The sequence below is a fragment of the Bacillus nitratireducens genome (genome assembly GCF_001884135.1).
Taxonomy (GTDB): domain Bacteria; phylum Bacillota; class Bacilli; order Bacillales; family Bacillaceae_G; genus Bacillus_A; species Bacillus_A nitratireducens.
This window is the reverse complement of sequence record NZ_MAOC01000007.1, coordinates 170773-189250: the sequence shown is the minus strand read 5'-3', so window position 1 is coordinate 189250 and position 18478 is coordinate 170773. Positions and strand designations below refer to the sequence as shown.

18 protein-coding genes are annotated in these 18478 nt (G+C 36.2%); 12 read left to right on the top strand and 6 right to left on the bottom strand.

The window, feature by feature from the left end:
* Positions 1-16: 16 nt before the first annotated feature.
* The 3 genes from BAU23_RS02345 to BAU23_RS30870 form a co-directional block, all read right to left on the bottom strand.
* Entirely contained in the window at positions 17-502 is a 486-nt protein-coding gene (locus tag BAU23_RS02345) for a DUF2247 family protein (RefSeq protein ID WP_001049286.1), read from the bottom strand.
* A gap of 12 nt (positions 503-514) precedes the next feature.
* Complete coding sequence (locus BAU23_RS02340; protein WP_000249934.1) at positions 515-1480, bottom strand: WXG100 family type VII secretion target; 966 nt, start codon at positions 1478-1480, stop codon at positions 515-517.
* Between the two features lie 329 nt (positions 1481-1809).
* Positions 1810-2202, bottom strand: coding sequence for a hypothetical protein (locus tag BAU23_RS30870; protein WP_000537887.1), 393 nt, complete (start codon positions 2200-2202; stop codon positions 1810-1812).
* A 166-nt stretch (positions 2203-2368) separates the two neighbouring features.
* Between BAU23_RS30870 and BAU23_RS02330 the strand changes: the two genes are divergently transcribed.
* A complete protein-coding gene (locus tag BAU23_RS02330) occupies positions 2369-2734 on the top strand; it encodes a YoqO family protein (protein WP_000549054.1) in 366 nt (121 codons plus the stop codon).
* Between the two features lie 15 nt (positions 2735-2749).
* Entirely contained in the window at positions 2750-3118 is a 369-nt protein-coding gene (locus tag BAU23_RS02325) for a YoqO family protein (protein ID WP_001208244.1), read from the top strand.
* 32 nt (positions 3119-3150) lie between these two features.
* On the opposite strand, the gene BAU23_RS02320 is transcribed toward BAU23_RS02325, so the two are convergent.
* The 3 genes from BAU23_RS02320 to BAU23_RS02310 form a co-directional block, all read right to left on the bottom strand.
* Positions 3151-3675: a DinB family protein gene (locus BAU23_RS02320; protein ID WP_001012039.1), complete on the bottom strand. Its 525-nt coding sequence runs from the start codon at positions 3673-3675 to the stop codon at positions 3151-3153.
* Between the two features lie 84 nt (positions 3676-3759).
* On the bottom strand, positions 3760-4830 hold the full coding sequence (locus tag BAU23_RS02315) for a M24 family metallopeptidase (RefSeq protein WP_001053444.1): 1071 nt from the start codon (positions 4828-4830) through the stop codon (positions 3760-3762).
* A 370-nt stretch (positions 4831-5200) separates the two neighbouring features.
* Positions 5201-6910: an Rqc2 family fibronectin-binding protein gene (locus BAU23_RS02310; RefSeq protein WP_000863250.1), complete on the bottom strand. Its 1710-nt coding sequence runs from the start codon at positions 6908-6910 to the stop codon at positions 5201-5203.
* 105 nt (positions 6911-7015) lie between these two features.
* On the opposite strand from BAU23_RS02310, the gene BAU23_RS02305 reads away from it, so the two are divergent.
* The 10 genes from BAU23_RS02305 (at position 7016) to rsmB (ending at position 18476) form a co-directional block, all read left to right on the top strand.
* Positions 7016-9739, top strand: a complete 2724-nt coding sequence (locus BAU23_RS02305) for a calcium-translocating P-type ATPase, SERCA-type (RefSeq protein ID WP_001104737.1) — start codon at positions 7016-7018, stop codon at positions 9737-9739.
* 99 nt (positions 9740-9838) lie between these two features.
* Positions 9839-10714, top strand: coding sequence for a YicC/YloC family endoribonuclease (locus BAU23_RS02300; protein ID WP_000564114.1), 876 nt, complete (start codon positions 9839-9841; stop codon positions 10712-10714).
* Between the two features lie 67 nt (positions 10715-10781).
* A complete protein-coding gene (remA, locus tag BAU23_RS02295; protein ID WP_001251456.1) occupies positions 10782-11045 on the top strand; it encodes an extracellular matrix/biofilm regulator RemA in 264 nt (87 codons plus the stop codon).
* Between the two features lie 13 nt (positions 11046-11058).
* A complete protein-coding gene (gene gmk, locus BAU23_RS02290) occupies positions 11059-11676 on the top strand; it encodes a guanylate kinase (protein ID WP_033656620.1) in 618 nt (205 codons plus the stop codon).
* 2 nt (positions 11677-11678) lie between these two features.
* Positions 11679-11891 carry a DNA-directed RNA polymerase subunit omega gene (gene rpoZ, locus BAU23_RS02285; protein WP_000933968.1) on the top strand — a complete coding sequence of 71 codons (213 nt, stop codon included), beginning with the start codon at positions 11679-11681 and terminating at the stop codon, positions 11889-11891.
* A 196-nt stretch (positions 11892-12087) separates the two neighbouring features.
* The gene (gene coaBC, locus BAU23_RS02280; protein WP_071733457.1) at positions 12088-13293 is read left to right on the top strand and encodes a bifunctional phosphopantothenoylcysteine decarboxylase/phosphopantothenate--cysteine ligase CoaBC; all 1206 of its coding nucleotides are present in this window, start codon (positions 12088-12090) and stop codon (positions 13291-13293) included.
* A complete protein-coding gene (priA, locus tag BAU23_RS02275) occupies positions 13290-15695 on the top strand; it encodes a primosomal protein N' (protein WP_000666703.1) in 2406 nt (801 codons plus the stop codon). Before coaBC ends, priA begins: the two co-directional genes overlap by 4 nt.
* 11 nt (positions 15696-15706) lie before the next feature.
* Complete coding sequence (def, locus tag BAU23_RS02270; RefSeq protein ID WP_000279466.1) at positions 15707-16177, top strand: peptide deformylase; 471 nt, start codon at positions 15707-15709, stop codon at positions 16175-16177.
* Positions 16178-16200: 23 nt separating this feature from the next.
* A complete protein-coding gene (gene fmt, locus BAU23_RS02265) occupies positions 16201-17145 on the top strand; it encodes a methionyl-tRNA formyltransferase (protein ID WP_000598796.1) in 945 nt (314 codons plus the stop codon).
* Positions 17142-18476 (top strand): 16S rRNA (cytosine(967)-C(5))-methyltransferase RsmB, encoded by a 1335-nt coding sequence (rsmB, locus tag BAU23_RS02260; protein ID WP_001249669.1) that lies wholly within the window; start codon positions 17142-17144, stop codon positions 18474-18476. Before fmt ends, rsmB begins: the two co-directional genes overlap by 4 nt.
* The last annotated feature ends 2 nt before the right edge of the window (positions 18477-18478 follow it).

Genomic DNA, 18478 nt, shown 5'->3' with positions numbered 1-18478 from the left:
TTCTCCTAATGTTTCCTTATTCATATTTAAATCTCGATCTCTCTAATTTTAAAAATTTTTCAAACCTATTTATCAGATCTTCTTTCGTAGTTGGGACTTCTTGAGGCATATAATTAACAAAACTCACCATATCTTCTGGGTAGTGATGATTTCCATAAAACTCTGCAATTTCATTTAATAATTCATTATCTTCTTTACATCTTTCTTTTATTTCAGATAAACAAACAAATCTTAGTTTTCTATTCTCCTCTACTAACATTGTGCTTTCTTCATCTAATTGAGGAAAATAATTAGTTTTTATTTCTAATATCACCTTATCTAAATCTTCACTAGATACTCCCCATGCAAGTTCACTAACAAACTCACTTTCATCCCCAATATCCATCAATTCTACCGCATAATCGGAAATGACGTCTTTATTAAAATAATTTTCTTGGATGCCTATAAAAATAGTTTTCCAGTCATACTTAATATGTTTATTTTTTAAATCTTTTAAGTTCATATTATTTACCTCTTACTTTTTTGGAATTTGATTTGGCTTACCCGTCATAACACCATTTTCAATGAATCTCCTGTGGCTCACATCACCATTGGGCTCAACAATCCATTCAAAAACACCTTTATTACCATTGTTACTTCCTGTTATTTGATATAATTCCCTTTTAATACGGTCCCCTCCTACTAGTGGAAACTCCTCCGCAAATCTTGAATAATTATCAATAACATCAGAAAAACCATGTTCCTTTGATACATGAGGGAACTCTTTTTCTATAAAAGGTTTCCCTTTTTCATCTCTTCCCCAAACTGGTTTTACATTATCAACCTTTTTTCCACTTCCAACTCGTTTTCCATCTATAACAGGTCCTTTAAGTTCTTCAATTACTCTAAGATTAGCTCCGCTGTTTGTCCCAGCAGTGACTTTTTTAGCTGTATTTGCAGCCTCAGTAGCCTTAGCAGTCATTTTAACTCCTTTTCCTACTTTAGCTATCTTTCCAAAGGGGGTAAGGCCGGCTACAGCCATGACACCTGCCCCAGCACGCTCCCACCCCGAAAGTTTTTCGCCAGTAGATGGATCAATACCATCCCAAACACGACGAACATCATATTCACCACTTATTTCACCAGCAATATCTCTAGCTAATTTTTTACCATCAAAGCCATTCTCTTCAGAAGAAGGTTTACCACACATTGCACCTTCTTCCATTGTAACATCTTGATTATCTGTATTGCGGAATTTTTCGGCAATTCGTTTCAGATCTTCTTCCACTTGTATAATTGAATTGATAGATGTAAAAGCTTTTGGTCTCGCTTCATTGAACATTTGAATGAACTGTTGATTAGAGGCACCAATCCATTGAAAACACAAATGATCAATTTCATTACATAAATTATTATGTATAGATTCTAATGCGATTCTGGTATTACTTGCACGATTAGCAACTTCTTCTAGCATTTCAGGTGTCACTTTGATTTGAACCATTTCTTTCCTCCCTTTTCCCAATTAAAATTATGAGATAAAAAGAAAAAAATGTAAACACAGAAATTTTAGACTAGTATAGTAATATTTATATAAAATAAAATTTGCTTAATTGTAAATAAAGCCTATGTATATGTGAAAGAAGAGCCGTCCTGTCGGGCGGCTTTTTTTATTTATATGTAATTAAAATTTACTTTTAGATAATGCTTTTAATATAGGTTTAAAGATTTTACTCAATAAACGAAATGCGTGGAAGATTGAACGAATGACTTTCATAAAGGTAGAATCTCTCCTTATTTTAAACACCTACTTTTTGTGTACTAGTTACACTTTTACTGTAGATCAGATATCTTTCTAACTTCTTTTTCCTTCGCTTTAAATTCTCTTTTATATTGCTTGAAATCCTGTTTATCTACTCTGAACGTTTCCCCAGTCGCAACATTTTTTACTAAATATGTTTTAAATGCAAATTCCCTTAATAAAAAATACACCAAAAATAATAGCAAAGATATCCCAAGTGTTGGTAATAGCTCAGTAATGGCGTAAATGAAACTTTGAAAAATATCGCTTATGGCAAGAGGGATAGAACTTGTAGCGGTTAATGCTAATAAAAAGATAAAAACGATACAAATGATTGTCGTATCTTTTCTAAGAATAAAAAAGGTAATAATAGTGAGTAAACAAAGAATATAGAGAGCATGTAAAAGCGTTAATTCAACTCCCATAACATTCACATCCTTTAGGCATTCGTGTAGTTCATTGTATGAAAACGGTGAAGGTATGTGAGTATAGGAAAAAGAAAAAAGTGAAATTTCATGTACTGTAATGGTAAGAATGGAAAATGGATGTTACAATACAATTAATCCTAAAAATGGAATTTAAGGAGGGGCTATGCACAAAAAAATTGGATTTTGGGGATTCATCATATCTTGCAGTCTATTAATCATTTTAAGTCAATTTACAAACAATGCATGGGTAAGTATCATACCTGTTTTCGGGTTTGTATTTATACTTTTATATAACTGGGATGATATGAAACAATATAGTAAGAAAAGTATCGGAATTATGATAGGTATCACTGTTGTTTGCTCATTTTTCGTAGGGTTTCTTTTAATAGAAGGGCAGAAACAAATGGAGAAAATGTCTATTTTTCAAGAATGGATGTCTTCTGCAAAAGGTCTTTATATTGTACTTGTAGTTGTTATTTTTCTAAGAATTGTTATAAGCATAGCAAGTTACATATTAAAGGAGAAGTAGAATGGGGGAGTACGAATGAGAGAGAAAATAGGGTATTTTGGTGTGCTCGTTTGTTTACTATTATCAGTTATTTCAGGGCAATTTCTTAAAAGTGAATGGGTACCATTTATATTATGTATAGGAGTATTGATTTTTGCTCCTATGTATCGCTGGGATGAATGGAAAGCATATAGTCGAAAAAAGAAAATTGTTTTCAGTATCGAGTTTGTTATTATAATTAGCACGATTCCATTTTTGTTATTGAAAGGAAATGAGATAATAGATGGAATTGTAATGTTTCAAGGGTGGTTGTTTATTGCAAAATTACTATATTTAATATGCATTTTAATGTCGGTAGCGGTAGTTGCTAAAAAAGTAAACGAAAAGTTATTCGTTAATGAATAAAAGAAAATGCCACCTTATTCGGTGGCATTTTCTCATTTTACTGAATGAGCTTTTTGCATCTTTTTAACTAAACGAATTTGTCCGCGATGATTGATTTCATCTTCAAATACGTGAAACCATTTAAAGTAGTTATTTGCTGGTTTGTCATGCCAGAAGTCTGTCGTTTTAAATAGCCATTCATCAGGTAACGATTGAAAAGTTTCAATCGTTTTGGAACGTACTTCTTGTAACGTATTTATGTAAAATTCTATAGAGTTTCCTTTTATTTTCTCACGTCCAAGATCTCCTAACTCAATAGCAGGTAACCAGCGTTCTAATTCAGCATCTGTTGGTTCACGATCTTCAAAGGTATGAATTTGGTAGTAAAATTCAATAGCAGCCATATGGTACAATAACATGCCAATTGAATTTGCTTCATCATCATATAAATAATCAAGTTCTTCAATTGTTAAGCCTTCGACAGCCTGCATTGTTGTATAGCGAGCGTAATTCATCATGGAAACAAGTTTTGAAAATTCAGGCTGTAAACCATCTATTTTATCGATTACAAAGTTCAATTAAAATTCCCCTCTTTAAACAATTACTCCAGAGAAGGAATTCTATGTGTAAAGAGAAAACTCCTGTTAAAAAGCAAATGATTTTTAACAAGGAATAACTATTAGTTCCCGATTCGCTTTTGTAATAACTTCATATCCGTCTTTTGTAATGACGATATCGTCTTCAATTCTACAACCGCCCCAGTTCGGAATGTAAATACCAGGTTCAACGGTAACAACCATACCTTCTTCTAAAGTAGCCTTACTTTCTTGGGATAGGCGAAGAGGTTCATGTATTTCTAACCCAAGACCATGACCAGTAGAGTGTCCAAAATATTGACCGTATCCATGTTCTATAATGTAATCTCTCGTTATATCATCGATACTTTTCGCAGTTTCTCCAGGCTTAATTGCTTCAGTTCCACGTTTTAATGCTTCTCGTACAACGTTGTATATCTTTTTGAATTCTTCTGATGGTTCCCCGATTGCTACAGTACGTGTTATATCGGAACAATATCCGTCGTAAAGTGCACCGAAATCTAATGTAACAACGTCGCCTCGTTCGATTATTTTATTTGATGCAACTCCATGGGGAAGTGAAGAGCGAACGCCAGAAGCTACAATAATTTGAAATGATGAGGATGTAGCCCCTTTTTTTCGCATGAAAAATTCTAATTCATCTCGGACATCAGTTTCACTTATTCCTGGTTTTAGAAATGTAAGGATGTGGTGAAATGCTTCGACAGCAATATTAGCCGCAATTTTCATTGTTTCTATTTCAGGTGTGTCTTTAATAATACGAATATCTTCGATGATTTCGCACACTTGCACCATTTCCGCATGTATGTATTTTTGTAAGTTTTTATATTGTTGTAATGTCATGTTATTTTCTTCAATTCCAAGTTTTTGAATGTTTAATTTCGATACTTGATTTGCAACTTCTTTCTCTAAATTTCCTTTATGCATAACAATTTCAGCGTCTTTTATTTGTGATTTCGCTTGATCTACATAGCGAAAATCAGTTATAAAAACCGCTTTATCCACAGAGATTAAGACGACGCCAGCGCTGCCTGTAAAGCCTGTTGCATATTGGCGATTTTCTTTTTTTGTAATAAGTAATCCGTCAATTTCATATTTTTGTAGTTGATTTTGGATTTTATTAATTCTTAAATTCATGTTAATTTCCCCCTTTTCACAGTATTGAATAAAGCAAATAGCATGCCAAAATGTATATTTGAAGAAAAAAGATAGTAGGAACTACATATGTTTTAGGGGAGATAAAAAATTAGTCCGCTATTTGTGAGGGGCGGTTTGTTCATAAAATCAAGATTACTTCAATAATCAGTGGGGGTATGAAAAAATATTGATTGGAGGTGCACTTTATACACATACTGTAAAAAAATTTATACAGATGTGAAATGACACTGTCAATTTTTTTGACAATATTGAAGGGGAGAAAGATGTTATGAATGAGTGAATGGATATATGAACTGAATTGAAACCCTATAAAAAATGCGTTGCTTATAAGCAACGCATTTTTTTATATTTACGCTTTTAATTTCATTACAGTATCAGCATCAGGTGTTACATATACGGTTTGCTGATTGTCGTACGTAACAAAGCCAAGTTTTGCGCCACTCGGTTTTTTGACATGACGTATTTTCGTGAAATCAACAGGTACAGAGCTAGACTCTTTTGCTTTACTGAAATAAGCGGCGATTTTTGCAGCCTCTAGTAAAGTTTCTTCAGCAGGTTCTAAAGAACGAATGACAACATGAGAGCCAGGTATGTCTTTCGTATGTAACCAAATTTCATCACGACGGGCAAATTTCGTTGTTAAATAATCATTTTGTTTATTGTTTTTGCCGACGAAAATTTCTGTTCCATCACTAGCTAAATATTTGTCCAATACCGGTTTAGTTGGTTTCTTCTTAGCATTTTTTGCTTTGCGATTGCGCATATAACCTTCTTCGGCTAATTCCTCGCGAATTTCTTCGATGTCTTTTGAAGAAGCAGCTTCCATTTGTTGAAGTAAGCTATCAAAATAAAGAATTTCTTCATTTGTTTTTTCGATTTGTTCTTCTACTACAACAACTGAATTTTTTGCTTTTTGATATTTTTGGAAATAGCGTTGTGCATTGTCGGATGGTGTTTTTAAAGGATCTAATGTGATTTTTACAGTTCCACCATTTTCGTCGTAATAGTTAACGACTTCAATATCTTTGTCACCTTTTTTCAAAGCATACATATTGGCTGTAAGTAGCTCTCCAAAAAGTTGATATTTATTTGCTTTCCCGGCATCTTGTAATGTTTTTTCTAGTTTAATGAGTTTTTTCTCATTTTTATTTTTTTCGTTTTGCATAAAGCGCTCTAAATCATGCGCCTGTTGTTTTACACGATCGCGCTCTGCTTTCCCGAAAAAGAAGCGATCTAACAATTCGCTTACTGATGAGAATGTTTTTTCTTCTCCTTGCAAGTGCGTAAGAGGGAAAAGATAAAAGAATTCTTTCCCGTTTGCAGTACTCATTGTTGGTGAATATGTATGAGTTAGTAATGGCTTTTGTATGGAGAAAAATGCTTCAGATAATGCTTTTTCATTTACCATACCTGCTTTTTTCACTACTTCTTTTGCGAATAACGGTGATATTCCCGTGAAGGTGCCGACAAGCTGTTTATCCATGTTTCCGGATAGAAAGTCTAGCGGTCTAATAAATTCATCATCTGTTTCAATCTGAAGCGGGTTAATTTTATGTTGTGCTGGTGGTGCAATATATTCAGCTCCAGCGTATACAGTTCGATGTCGGTTTACTGCTAAAGAAACGTGTTTTAAGCTATCTAAAATATTGTTTGTTTTTGTGTCTACTAAAATGATGTTACTATGTCGTCCCATGATTTCAATTACTAATGTCTTTAGCGATTCATCACCAATTTCATTTCTGCTGCGAACTGTAATTTGAATAATGCGCTCTAAATCAATTTGTTCAATCTTTTCAATGAAACCACCTTCTAAATGCTTGCGGAGAAGCATACAAAACATTGGTGGAAGTGCAGGTGAATCGTAATTTTGGTTTGTTAAGTGTAAACGTGCATATGTCGGATGAGCGGAGAGAATCAGTTTTTGATTCTTTCCGTTTGCGCGAATATGTAATAAAATCTCGTATTTTGAAGGTTGATATATTTTGGAAATTCTTCCCGTGTAAAGAGAATTTGCAATTTCATGTGTAATCGCTCTTGTAAATAATCCATCGAATGCCATAAATGAACACTCCTTTCTAACTAAAAGTTAATTATAGCATTTTTTTGGACGAGGCTGAATAAGCTTTCATTAGAGTATGTCTGGAATCAGGAGGTCGATGGCAGGATGAATTGGTATGAAATGCGTGCACATGAAGTGGAGGAAAGAACGAATACGAATGTGGAGGTAGGTCTTACAGAGCAAGAAGCAGAGGGGCGATTAAGGAAATTTGGTACAAATGAATTGCAAGAAGCAAAGCGGCCTTCTGCACTTATGGTGTTTTTAGCGCAATTTAAAGATTTTATGGTACTTGTTTTATTTGGTGCAACAATTATTTCAGCTTTTTTAGGAGAATACATCGATTCAATTGCAATTGTTGCGATCGTTATTATCAATGGTATCCTCGGTTTCTTTCAAGAAAGGAAAGCTGAAAAATCGTTGGAAGCTTTAAAAGAGTTGGCAGCTCCTCAAGTTACGGTACTAAGAAATGGGAAGTGGATAAAGGCACCGTCTAAAGCGCTTGTCTTAGGTGATATTATTAAGTTTTCTAGTGGCGATCGTATTGGCGCGGATGTTCGTCTTGTGGAATCTTCAAGTTTATATATCGAAGAGTCTGCTCTTACAGGGGAATCAGTGCCGGTACAAAAGAAGGTAGAAGCATTACAAGGCCAAGATGTTTCAATTGGTGATCAAAAAAACATGGCATTTATGGGGACGATGATAACGAGAGGTGCTGGAACAGGGGTAGTCATAGCGACTGGAATGAATACAGCTATGGGTCAAATTGCAAATATGTTGCAAAATGCTGAGCAAATGGAAACACCATTACAAAGAAGGTTAGAACAGCTAGGGAAAATTTTAATTATTGTCGCTCTTATTTTGACAGCTCTTGTAGTATTAGCTGGTGTATATCAGGGGAATGAAGTGTATCACATGTTTTTGGCTGGGGTTTCGCTCGCAGTTGCGGCTATTCCGGAAGGATTACCAGCTATCGTTACAGTTGCGCTATCACTTGGTGTACAACGCATGATTAAAAAGAGAGCAATTGTGCGAAAGTTGCCAGCTGTAGAAACGTTAGGGTGTGCTTCTGTTATTTGCTCAGATAAAACAGGAACAATGACACAAAACAAAATGATGGTAACACATATGTGGTCAGGCGGAGAATTGTGGAAAGTAACAGGTCAAGGCTATGAGCCAACGGGTTCGTTTATGAAAGGTGAAGAAGTAATTGACCCTACTAAGACGAAATCACTGTACCAACTACTCACATTTGGCTGTTTATGTAATAATGCGAATGTTATTCAAAAGAAAAAGGCGTATGTGTTAGATGGAGATCCGACAGAGGGAGCTCTCGTAGCTGCTGCAATGAAGGCGGGAATATCACGTGAAGCTCTTAAAGGAAAGTTTGAAGTCATCCGTGAATTTCCTTTTGATTCAACTAGAAAAATGATGAGCGTTATCGTTCGTGATCGTGAAGGGAAGAAATTTGTTATTACAAAAGGAGCGCCAGATGTTTTATTGCAAATGAGCCAAACGATTTTATGGGGGAATAAACAGCAGCCTTTAAGTGAAATGTATCGAAAAGAAGTGCAGGCAGCGATTCATAGTTTAGGGAGTCAAGCTTTACGAACGATTGCGGTGGCATTTAAACCGTTAAAAGCTACAGATTCAATTGAGCATGAAAGAGAAGTAGAGCAGGATTTTATGCTTGTTGGAATACAAGGAATGATAGATCCGCCAAGATCAGAAGTGGCGCAAGCGGTGAGGGAGTGTAAGGAAGCTGGTATTAGAACGGTAATGATTACGGGAGATCATAAAGTGACAGCAATGGCAATTGCGGAACAGTTAGGGGTTTTACCACCGGGTGGACGCGTTGTTGAAGGTGTAGAACTTGCGAATATGGATGTAGAGGCATTAGAAGATATTGTAGAAGATACGTATGTATTCGCTCGAGTGTCTCCTGAGCATAAATTGAAAATCGTTAAGGCGCTGCAAAATAAGGGGCATATAGTAGCTATGACGGGTGATGGAGTGAACGATGCTCCAGCTATTAAAACAGCTGATATAGGGATTGCGATGGGAATTACAGGGACAGATGTTGCAAAAGAAGCTTCTTCACTTGTTTTGTTAGATGATAACTTCGCTACGATTAAATCGGCAATTAAAGAAGGTAGAAACATATATGAAAATATTCGGAAGTTTATTCGGTATTTGCTAGCATCTAACGTTGGTGAAATTTTAGTTATGTTATTTGCGATGTTACTTGCACTGCCATTGCCGATGGTTCCAATTCAAATTTTATGGGTGAACTTAGTTACTGACGGTTTACCAGCGATGGCATTAGGTTTGGATAAGGCTGAAGGAGATGTCATGAAGAGAACACCACGCCATCCGAAAGAAGGGGTGTTCGCTAGAGGGCTTGCGTGGAAAATTATAAGTCGTGGTTTTCTAATCGGAGCAGTGACATTAGTAGCGTTTATTATTGCATTTAACCAGCATCCAAATGAATTAAAGTATGCACAAACGGTAGCCTTCGCAACATTAGTACTTGCTCAGCTTATTCATGTATTTGATTGTCGTAGTGAACATTCTATATTTCATCGTAACCCGTTTGGAAATGTATATTTAGTAGGGGCGGTTATTATTTCTTTACTGTTAATGCTTGTAGTTATATATTATCCACCATTACAGCCGATTTTTAGCACAATGCCGATACAAGCACGAGATTGGTTGTTAATTGGAGGATTATCATCTATTCCGACTTTCTTATTAGTAGGATCTTTATTAACAAGAAAAAAGGATAAAAAGAAAAAGCCACTGTTATATAAGAAGGGATTAAACTTGAAATAGTCAATGATATGAAAATATGATATAATTTACAGAAGGTAGTAGAGCCTTGTCTCTATTACCTTTTTCATTGAGTTATTTCATGGCTTGGATGTGATAAAGATGATTTGTAGTATGACAGGATTTGGAAGGTCGAAAGTAGAAAATGATACTTTTCAAATAACAGTAGAAATGAAGTCGGTGAACCATCGCTTTTTAGAAATGAGTATTCGACTTCCGAAGCAAATGATGGTGTTTGAAGACAAAATTCGTAAAATAATTGCAGAACAAGTTCGCCGTGGACGTATTGAAGTGTCTATTAGTATAACAGGTGAAGGGCTTGTTGAAAGAAAATTAAGTGTGAATTGGGAGCTTCTCAAGCAGTACCAATCCATTATGGAAGATATAAAAGGGAAATTTCAATTACAAGATTCTATTACACTCGGGCAACTAATGGGAATGCCAGAAGTAACGGCAATTGAAGAAATAGAAAATGTAAATGAACAATTTGAAAACAGTTTATATGAGGCTGTTCGCCAAGCTGCTCATATGTTAAAAATGATGAGAGATGGCGAAGGAGAACGATTACATAAAGATATAGCGTATCGTTTGCAAGAGATTCACAATTGTGTAAATGCAATTATTCCACATGCACCAATTGTTACACAAAAATATCGTGAACGATTAGAAAATCGCTTAAAAGAATTACATAATCAAGATTTAGATGAACAAAGATTGTTAACAGAAGTCGCAATGTTTGCAGAGCGTTGTGATATTCACGAGGAGTTAGTTCGTTTACAAAGTCATTTAGATCAATTTCGTGAAACACTGCAGATTGAAGAGCCTGTTGGAAGGAAAATGGACTTCATCGTGCAAGAGATGCATAGAGAAATTAATACGATTGGTTCTAAGGCAAATGACTTAACAATATCAAAATATGTTGTAGAAATGAAAAATAACCTTGAAAAAATTCGTGAACAAGTACAAAATATTGAGTAGCTTTCAAAAAATATATAAAGTTATACGTGGTGGAGAAATCGGATAGACTTACTAGGAGGCGCAAACTATGGCCATGCGGTTTTTAAATATTGGATACGGAAATATTGTATCTGCTCATCGAATTATTGCTATTGTAAGTCCGGAGTCAGCTCCTATTAAACGAACAGTACAGGAAGCACGTGAACATAATGCTTTGCTTGATGCTACGTATGGGAGAAAAACAAGGGCGGTTATTGTGATGGATGATGGGCATGTTGTATTAAGTCCAATTCAGCCAGAGACGATTGCACATCGTTTGAATAATAAAGAAGATTTAAGTGAGGAAGGGTAGGTTTTACATATTTATGAGAAGTAGAAGAGGATTGCTCATCGTGCTTTCAGGACCTTCTGGGGTTGGAAAAGGAACGGTTCGCAAAGAGCTATTTAGCCAGGAGGATACACGTTTTCAGTACTCTATTTCAGTAACGACGCGTAAACCGCGTGAAGGTGAAGTAGATGGTGTGGATTATTTCTTTAAAGAGAGAGAAGAATTTGAAGAAATGATTCGTAATGAAAAATTACTTGAGTGGGCTGAGTTCGTAGGTAATTATTACGGAACACCGATTGATTATGTTGAAAAAACATTACAAGAAGGAAAAGACGTGTTTCTAGAAATTGAAGTACAAGGAGCAATTCAAGTTAAGAAAGCCTTCCCTGAAGGTGTATTTATTTTCTTAGCACCTCCAAGTTTATCTGAACTAAAGAACCGAATTGTCGGTCGTGGTACAGAAACTGAAGATGTTATTGAAAATCGTTTAACTGTAGCGAAAGAAGAAATCGAAATGATGGACGCTTATGACTATGTTGTAGAAAACGATCAAGTTGAATTAGCTTGCGACAGAATTAAAGCAATTGTGGTTGGCGAACATTGCCGCCGCGAAAGAGTAGCAAAATATTATAAAGAAATGACGGAGGGTCTATAATTATGTTAAATCCATCAATTGATTCATTATTAACAAAAATCGATTCTAAATATACGCTTGTAACAGTAGCTGCAAAGCGTGCGCGTGAAATGCAACTTGCGAACAATTGTGTTATTGAGCAACCTGTTTCTCATAAATGTGTAGGTAAATCATTAGAAGAAATCGATGCAGAAGTATTAAAATATGTACCAAGCGAAGACAAAATCATCGATTAAGACATTCTTTTCGACAAATTAAAACATAGACTTTATAATTTTCTATGTAACGGTAACAACCTATTTACAAGTAGGTTGTTATTTTTTTACGATAGGGAAGAAATAATCGTAAAAAGGTGGAACAACATATTGGTACTGACGAGCTGAAAATTCTATTTCAGTAGAATAAGTTTGAAAAAGAAAGAGGACGAGTCATATGCTAAAAGGGAAAAAGATACTTCTATGTGTAACAGGAGGCATTGCAGTTTTTAAGGCAGCTGCGCTAACGAGTAAATTGACACAAGCAGGTGCTACTGTAAAAGTAATGATGAGTGAATCGGCAATGAAGTTTGTTACACCTCTTACATTTCAAGCGCTTTCTCGCCACGATGTATATACGGATACGTTTGATGAAAAAGACTCAGCGGTTATCGCTCACATTGATTTAGCGGATTGGGCAGATGTTGTACTTGTGGCACCTGCTACAGCGAATTGCATTGGGAAGTTAGCGAATGGTATTGCGGATGATATGATAACGACTACGTTGTTGGCTACTACAGCTCCAGTTTGGATTGCGCCTGCTATGAATGTGCATATGTATGAAAATAAAATTGTTCAAAAAAATATGATGACGTTAAAAGCGTTAGGATATACATTTATTGAGCCTGGCGAAGGCTTTTTAGCATGTGGTTATGTAGCTAAGGGAAGACTGGAAGAACCTGAGGTGATTATCGGAAGATTAGAAGAGGTTTTCTCAGAACAAAAACCATTGCAAGGAAAGCGAATATTAATAACGGCTGGCCCGACACGTGAAAAGATTGACCCAGTCCGTTTTATGACGAATTTTTCTTCTGGAAAGATGGGGTATGCAATTGCAGAAGTGGCAGCAAGCTTAGGTGCTGATGTCATACTTGTGTCAGGACCGACAGCATTAAATCCGCCATTACATGTAACAACAATACAAGTAGAATCTGCACAAAATATGTTAGAGGCAGTTCTTCAACATTATCAGAATGTAGATGTTGTTATCAAGACAGCGGCAGTTGCAGATTATCGCCCAAAATATGTTCACGATAATAAAATGAAAAAGCAAAATGGCGATGCTGTTATTGAATTGGAAAGAACAGTAGATATTTTAAGAACATTAGGTGAGAAAAAAGAGCGACAGTTACTTATCGGATTTGCAGCTGAAACGACGAATATAGAGGAATATGCGACGAGAAAATTACGTGAGAAAAATGCAAATATGATTGTTGCGAACGATGTGAAAGCGCAAGGAGCTGGCTTTGGTACAGATACGAATATTGTAACAATGTATAGAAAAGATGGAGAGATTATTGAGTTACCACTTTTAATGAAGAAAGAAGTGGCTCGTGAAATATTAAAGCAAATCGAAATGATGTTAGAAGATGATTGTGTATGAAGTTTGCAAGTGTAATTGTTGATGTACCAGCACGTCAAACAGATCGGCCGTTTGATTATATCATCCCTAAAAAATGGGAAGATATCGTGCAAACAGGAATGCGTGTAGTAGTTCCATTCGGTCCAAGAAAATTGCAAGGTTTTATTATTGGCATAAAAGACTCGGCTGAGGTAGAAAGTAAAAAATTAAAGGCACTCCATGAAATATTAGATGTTACTCCAGTTTTAAATGAGGAATTATTAAGGCTTGGATATTGGCTTACAAGTGAAACGTTATGTTATATGATTTCAGCTTTTCAAGTGATGCTTCCGACAGCGATAAAAGCGACGTATAAAAAACGGATACAACTTCGTAAACAAGAAGAAGTAGCACCTGAACTACTGTTTTTATTTCAAGACAAAGAGGCGATAGATTGGGAAGTGATTGAGACGCAACCACATCTATACCGCACTATTCAACAAGAAATTAAAAATGGCACGATTGAAGTTGTTTATCAGGTAAAGGATAAAGTGCAAAAGAAAAAACAAAGAGTAGTACAGCCGGAGTTGCCAGAAGATAAATTAGAATTAGCGGCATTTGAACTGAAAAGTAAAAAACAACAAGATGTACTCTATTATTTTGTGGAAAATTATAAAAGTGTACCGTTGAAAGTGATAACAGAAGAGTTGCAAATAACAGATGCTCCAATAAAAGCACTTGTTAAAAAGGGGCTAATCTCAGAAAAGTATGTGGAAGTATATCGGAATCCATATGACGATGATGATTTTGAACAAACGAAACCATTTCCGCTTACTGAGGAGCAAAAGCAAGTTATTACACCGATCTTATCATCAATTGCAAATGAAACTTATAATCCATTTTTACTATATGGTGTTACAGGAAGTGGGAAGACAGAAGTATATTTACAATCTATAGCAGCGGTGTTGAAAAAGGGAAAAGAAGCTATTGTACTTGTTCCGGAAATCGCGTTAACGCCTCAGATGGTAGATCGTTTCAAAGGTAGGTTCGGTTCACAAGTTGCGGTTCTTCATAGTGCACTTTCAGTTGGTGAAAAATATGATGAATGGCGAAAGATTTTAAGAAAAGAAGTGAAAGTTGTAGTGGGTGCACGCTCAGCTATTTTTGCTCCTTTTGAAAATTTAGGAATTATCATTATAGATGAAGAGCATGAATCGAGTTATAAGCAAGAAGATAATCCGAGATATCATGCAAGAGATGTAGCGGTGTGGAGAGGGCAATATCATAAGTGCCCAATCGTTCTTGGAAGTGCAACCCCAACACTTGAATCATTTGCTAGAGCAAAAAAGGGTGTCTATGAGCTGCTGACGATGGAGAAACGTATGAATGAACAAGCTTTGCCGACCGTAGAAATTGTGGATATGCGTGAAGAACTTCGTGATGGAAATCGCTCAATGTTTTCAAAAGCACTACATGAGAAAATAGCAGATCGATTAGAAAAGAAAGAACAGATGGTTCTCTTTTTAAATAGAAGGGGGCATTCTACGTTTGTGATGTGCCGTGATTGTGGATATGTCGTACAATGTCCGCATTGTGATATTTCGTTGACATACCACAAAATGAATCATCGTTTAAAATGTCATTATTGTAGCCATGAGGAAAATATGCCAACAGAGTGTCCGGCTTGTAATAGTACGTATATTCGTTTCTTTGGTACTGGTACACAAAAGGTAGAAGAAGAAATCACAAAACTATTTCCACAGGCGCGAGTCATTCGAATGGACGTAGATACAACAAGCCGCAAAGGAATGCATGAAAAATTATTAAAGGCATTTGGAGAAGAGAAAGCAGATATATTACTGGGAACACAAATGATTGCAAAAGGACTTGACTTTCCGAAAGTGACGCTTGTAGGTGTATTAACGGCAGATACGATGCTTCACTTACCTGATTTTCGAGCGAGTGAAAAGACCTATCAGCTATTGACGCAAGTGAGTGGACGTGCTGGAAGGCATGAATTGCCAGGGGAAGTTGTAATTCAAACGTATACACCAGAACATTACAGTGTAGAATTAGCAAAGAATCAGCAATATGATGTGTTTTTTGAACATGAAATGCAAATGAGACGAACAAGACAATATCCACCGTATTATTACGTTGTGCTTGTAACCGTATCTCATCCAGAATTATTAAAGGCAGTCCAAGTGACGGAAAAAATTGTCGGTCATTTACGAACGCATTGCTCACAGCAAACAATGGTGTTAGGCCCAGTTGCTTCAGCGATTCCAAGGATAAAAGATAGATATCGTTACCAATGCATGATAAAATACAAACGGGAACCAAACTTAAAGAACGTGCTCAAAATGGTAAATGAACATTATCAAGCAGAAATGCAAAAAGAGCTACAAATCTCAATTGATTTTAATCCAACAATGTTAATGTAGCGGAGGGAAATATGGCAGTTTTAGAAATTGTAAAGCATCCAAATGAAGTATTAGAAACACCATGCGAAAGAGTAATTAACTTTGATAAAAAGTTAGTGAAATTGTTAAAAGATATGCATGAAACAATGTTAATTGCAGACGGCGTTGGTTTAGCTGCGCCACAAGTAGGTGTGAGCTTACAAGTTGCTGTTGTTGATATCGATGATGATACGGGTAAAATAGAATTAATAAATCCGGTTATTTTAGAAAAACGTGGTGAACAAGTAGGTCCCGAAGGCTGCTTAAGCTTTCCGGGACTTTATGGTGAAGTGGAGCGTGCAGATTACATTAAAGTGCGTGCGCAAAATCGTCGTGGGAAAATATTCTTATTAGAAGCAAAAGACTTCTTAGCGCGTGCGATTCAACATGAAATCGATCATTTACATGGTGTTTTATTTACATCTAAAGTGACGAGATATTATGAAGAAAACGAATTAGAATAGGTGTTAAAAGGAGCGGTTTTTGAATGATAAAAGTAGTATTTATGGGAACACCGGACTTTTCTGTACCGGTGCTTCGTCGTCTTATCGAGGATGGATATGACGTAGTGGGTGTTGTAACACAACCTGATCGTCCAGTGGGTAGAAAAAAGGTTTTAACGCCTACTCCAGTTAAAGTTGAAGCGGAGAAACATGGCATTCCGGTGCTACAGCCACTGAAAATTCGTGAAAAAGACGAATATGAAAAAGTATTAGCACTAGAGGCGGATTTAATTGTAACAGCTGCGTTCGGTCAGATTGTACCAAACGAAATTCTAGAAGCACCAAAGTACGGATGTATTAATGTCCATGCATCATTACTTCCAGAGCTTCGCGGTGGTGCACCGATTCATTATGCGATCATGGAAGGGAAAGAGAAAACAGGCATTACAATTATGTATATGGTAGAAAAATTAGATGCTGGTGATATCTTAACGCAAGTAGAAGTGGAAATTGACGAGCGTGAAACGACGGGATCGTTATTCGATAAGTTAAGTGAAGCCGGTGCACATCTTCTATCTAAAACAGTACCTTTATTAATTCAAGGTAAGCTAGAACCAATTAAACAAAATGAAGATGAAGTAACGTTTGCATATAATATAAAACGTGAGCAAGAGAAAATTGATTGGACAAAAACAGGTGAAGAAGTATACAATCACATTCGCGGATTGAATCCATGGCCAGTTGCTTATACAACTTTAGCAGGACAAGTTGTAAAAGTATGGTGGGGAGAGAAAGTTTCTATGGCAGAGAAAGCTGAACCAGGTACAATAGTAGCTTATGAAGAAGATGGATTTGTTGTTGCAACAGGTAATGAGACAGGTGTTAAAATTACTGAATTGCAACCGTCTGGTAAAAAGCGCATGAGTTGTTCACAGTTTTTACGTGGAACAAAACCTGAAATTGGTACGAAGTTAGGAGAAAATGCATGAGACAAAATGTTCGTGAGTTAGCTCTTGATGGTTTAATTCAAGTAGAAAAAAGTGGCGCATATAGCAACTTACTTTTAAATAACCTGATTGAAAAAAGTGCAATTGATAGAAAAGATATAGGCTTATTAACTGAAATTGTATATGGAACAATTCAACGTCGTGACACATTGGACTACTATTTACAACCATTTTTAAGAAAGAAGGTTGAGGCTTGGGTAAGAGTGTTGCTTCGCCTATCTTTATATCAAATGTTATATTTAGACCGAGTTCCAGAAAGAGCGGCTATTCATGAAGCTGTTGAGATTGCGAAACGTCGTGGGCATAAAGGGATTTCAGGCATGGTGAACGGAGTATTACGTTCAATTCAGCGAGAAGGTGTACCATCGTTAGAAGAAATCAAGGATCCGGTAGAACGTCTTGCGATTACAACGAGTCATCCAGCTTGGCTTGTACAAGACTGGGTATCTGAATACGGTTTAGAGACAGCAGGGAAAATGTGTGAAGTAAATATGTTACCACCTGTACCGACAGCACGTGTGAATGTTGATAAGGTTACGGTGGAAGAAGCGATTGGGCTATTAGCAAACGAGGGTATAGAAGCGAAACGTGGCGATTTGTCAGATGATGCAATTCAAATTGAAAGAGGGAATGTAGCGCATACAGAAGCGTTTAAAAAAGGATTTCTCTCTATTCAAGATGAAAGCTCTATGCTGGTGGCACGTGCTTTAGAACCGAATGAGGGCGATGAAGTCCTTGATAGTTGTGCTGCCCCAGGCGGGAAAACAACGCATATTGCAGAGCGATTAAAGGGAACTGGTAAGGTAATGTCCCTTGATTTACATGCACATAAAGTGCGTTTAATTAGACAACAAGCAGATCGACTTGGTCTAGAAAATGTAGAAACAAAGGCATTAGATGCTAGAAAAGTTCAAGAGCATTTTGAAAATGAAACCTTTGATAAAATATTAGTAGATGCGCCATGTTCAGGATTCGGTGTTATAAGACGTAAACCTGATATTAAGTTAGGGAAAGATAAGGGCGATAGTGAACGATTATCAACGATTCAATTTGCGATATTAGAAAAAATAGCACCATTATTAAAACAAGGTGGTCGCCTTGTTTATAGTACGTGTACAATTGAAAAAATAGAAAATGAACAAGTAATAGAACGGTTTTTACAAGAGCATCCTGAATTTGAGTGGGATACTACGATAAAAGAACGTATGCCAGAAAAATTAAGTCCGTACATTGATGAAGGTCAAGTACAAATTTTACCGCATTATTTTGCAACAGATGGCTTTTATATTGCTTGTTTAAGAAAGAAGGTGTAGTA

Coding starts and splice junctions, on each gene's coding strand:
- rsmB (WP_001249669.1), top strand. CDS start 17,142: ATGAGACAAAATGTTCGTGAGTTAGCTCTTGATGGTTTAATTCAAGTA.
- coaBC (WP_071733457.1), top strand. CDS start 12,088: ATGCTAAAAGGGAAAAAGATACTTCTATGTGTAACAGGAGGCATTGCA.
- gmk (WP_033656620.1), top strand. CDS start 11,059: ATGAGAAGTAGAAGAGGATTGCTCATCGTGCTTTCAGGACCTTCTGGG.
- BAU23_RS30870 (WP_000537887.1), bottom strand. CDS start 2,202: ATGGGAGTTGAATTAACGCTTTTACATGCTCTCTATATTCTTTGTTTA.
- BAU23_RS02315 (WP_001053444.1), bottom strand. CDS start 4,830: ATGAATTTAAGAATTAATAAAATCCAAAATCAACTACAAAAATATGAA.
- BAU23_RS02310 (WP_000863250.1), bottom strand. CDS start 6,910: ATGGCATTCGATGGATTATTTACAAGAGCGATTACACATGAAATTGCA.
- fmt (WP_000598796.1), top strand. CDS start 16,201: ATGATAAAAGTAGTATTTATGGGAACACCGGACTTTTCTGTACCGGTG.
- BAU23_RS02345 (WP_001049286.1), bottom strand. CDS start 502: ATGAACTTAAAAGATTTAAAAAATAAACATATTAAGTATGACTGGAAA.
- remA (WP_001251456.1), top strand. CDS start 10,782: ATGGCCATGCGGTTTTTAAATATTGGATACGGAAATATTGTATCTGCT.
- BAU23_RS02340 (WP_000249934.1), bottom strand. CDS start 1,480: ATGGTTCAAATCAAAGTGACACCTGAAATGCTAGAAGAAGTTGCTAAT.
- rpoZ (WP_000933968.1), top strand. CDS start 11,679: ATGTTAAATCCATCAATTGATTCATTATTAACAAAAATCGATTCTAAA.
- def (WP_000279466.1), top strand. CDS start 15,707: ATGGCAGTTTTAGAAATTGTAAAGCATCCAAATGAAGTATTAGAAACA.
- priA (WP_000666703.1), top strand. CDS start 13,290: ATGAAGTTTGCAAGTGTAATTGTTGATGTACCAGCACGTCAAACAGAT.
- BAU23_RS02325 (WP_001208244.1), top strand. CDS start 2,750: ATGAGAGAGAAAATAGGGTATTTTGGTGTGCTCGTTTGTTTACTATTA.
- BAU23_RS02305 (WP_001104737.1), top strand. CDS start 7,016: ATGAATTGGTATGAAATGCGTGCACATGAAGTGGAGGAAAGAACGAAT.
- BAU23_RS02300 (WP_000564114.1), top strand. CDS start 9,839: ATGATTTGTAGTATGACAGGATTTGGAAGGTCGAAAGTAGAAAATGAT.
- BAU23_RS02330 (WP_000549054.1), top strand. CDS start 2,369: ATGCACAAAAAAATTGGATTTTGGGGATTCATCATATCTTGCAGTCTA.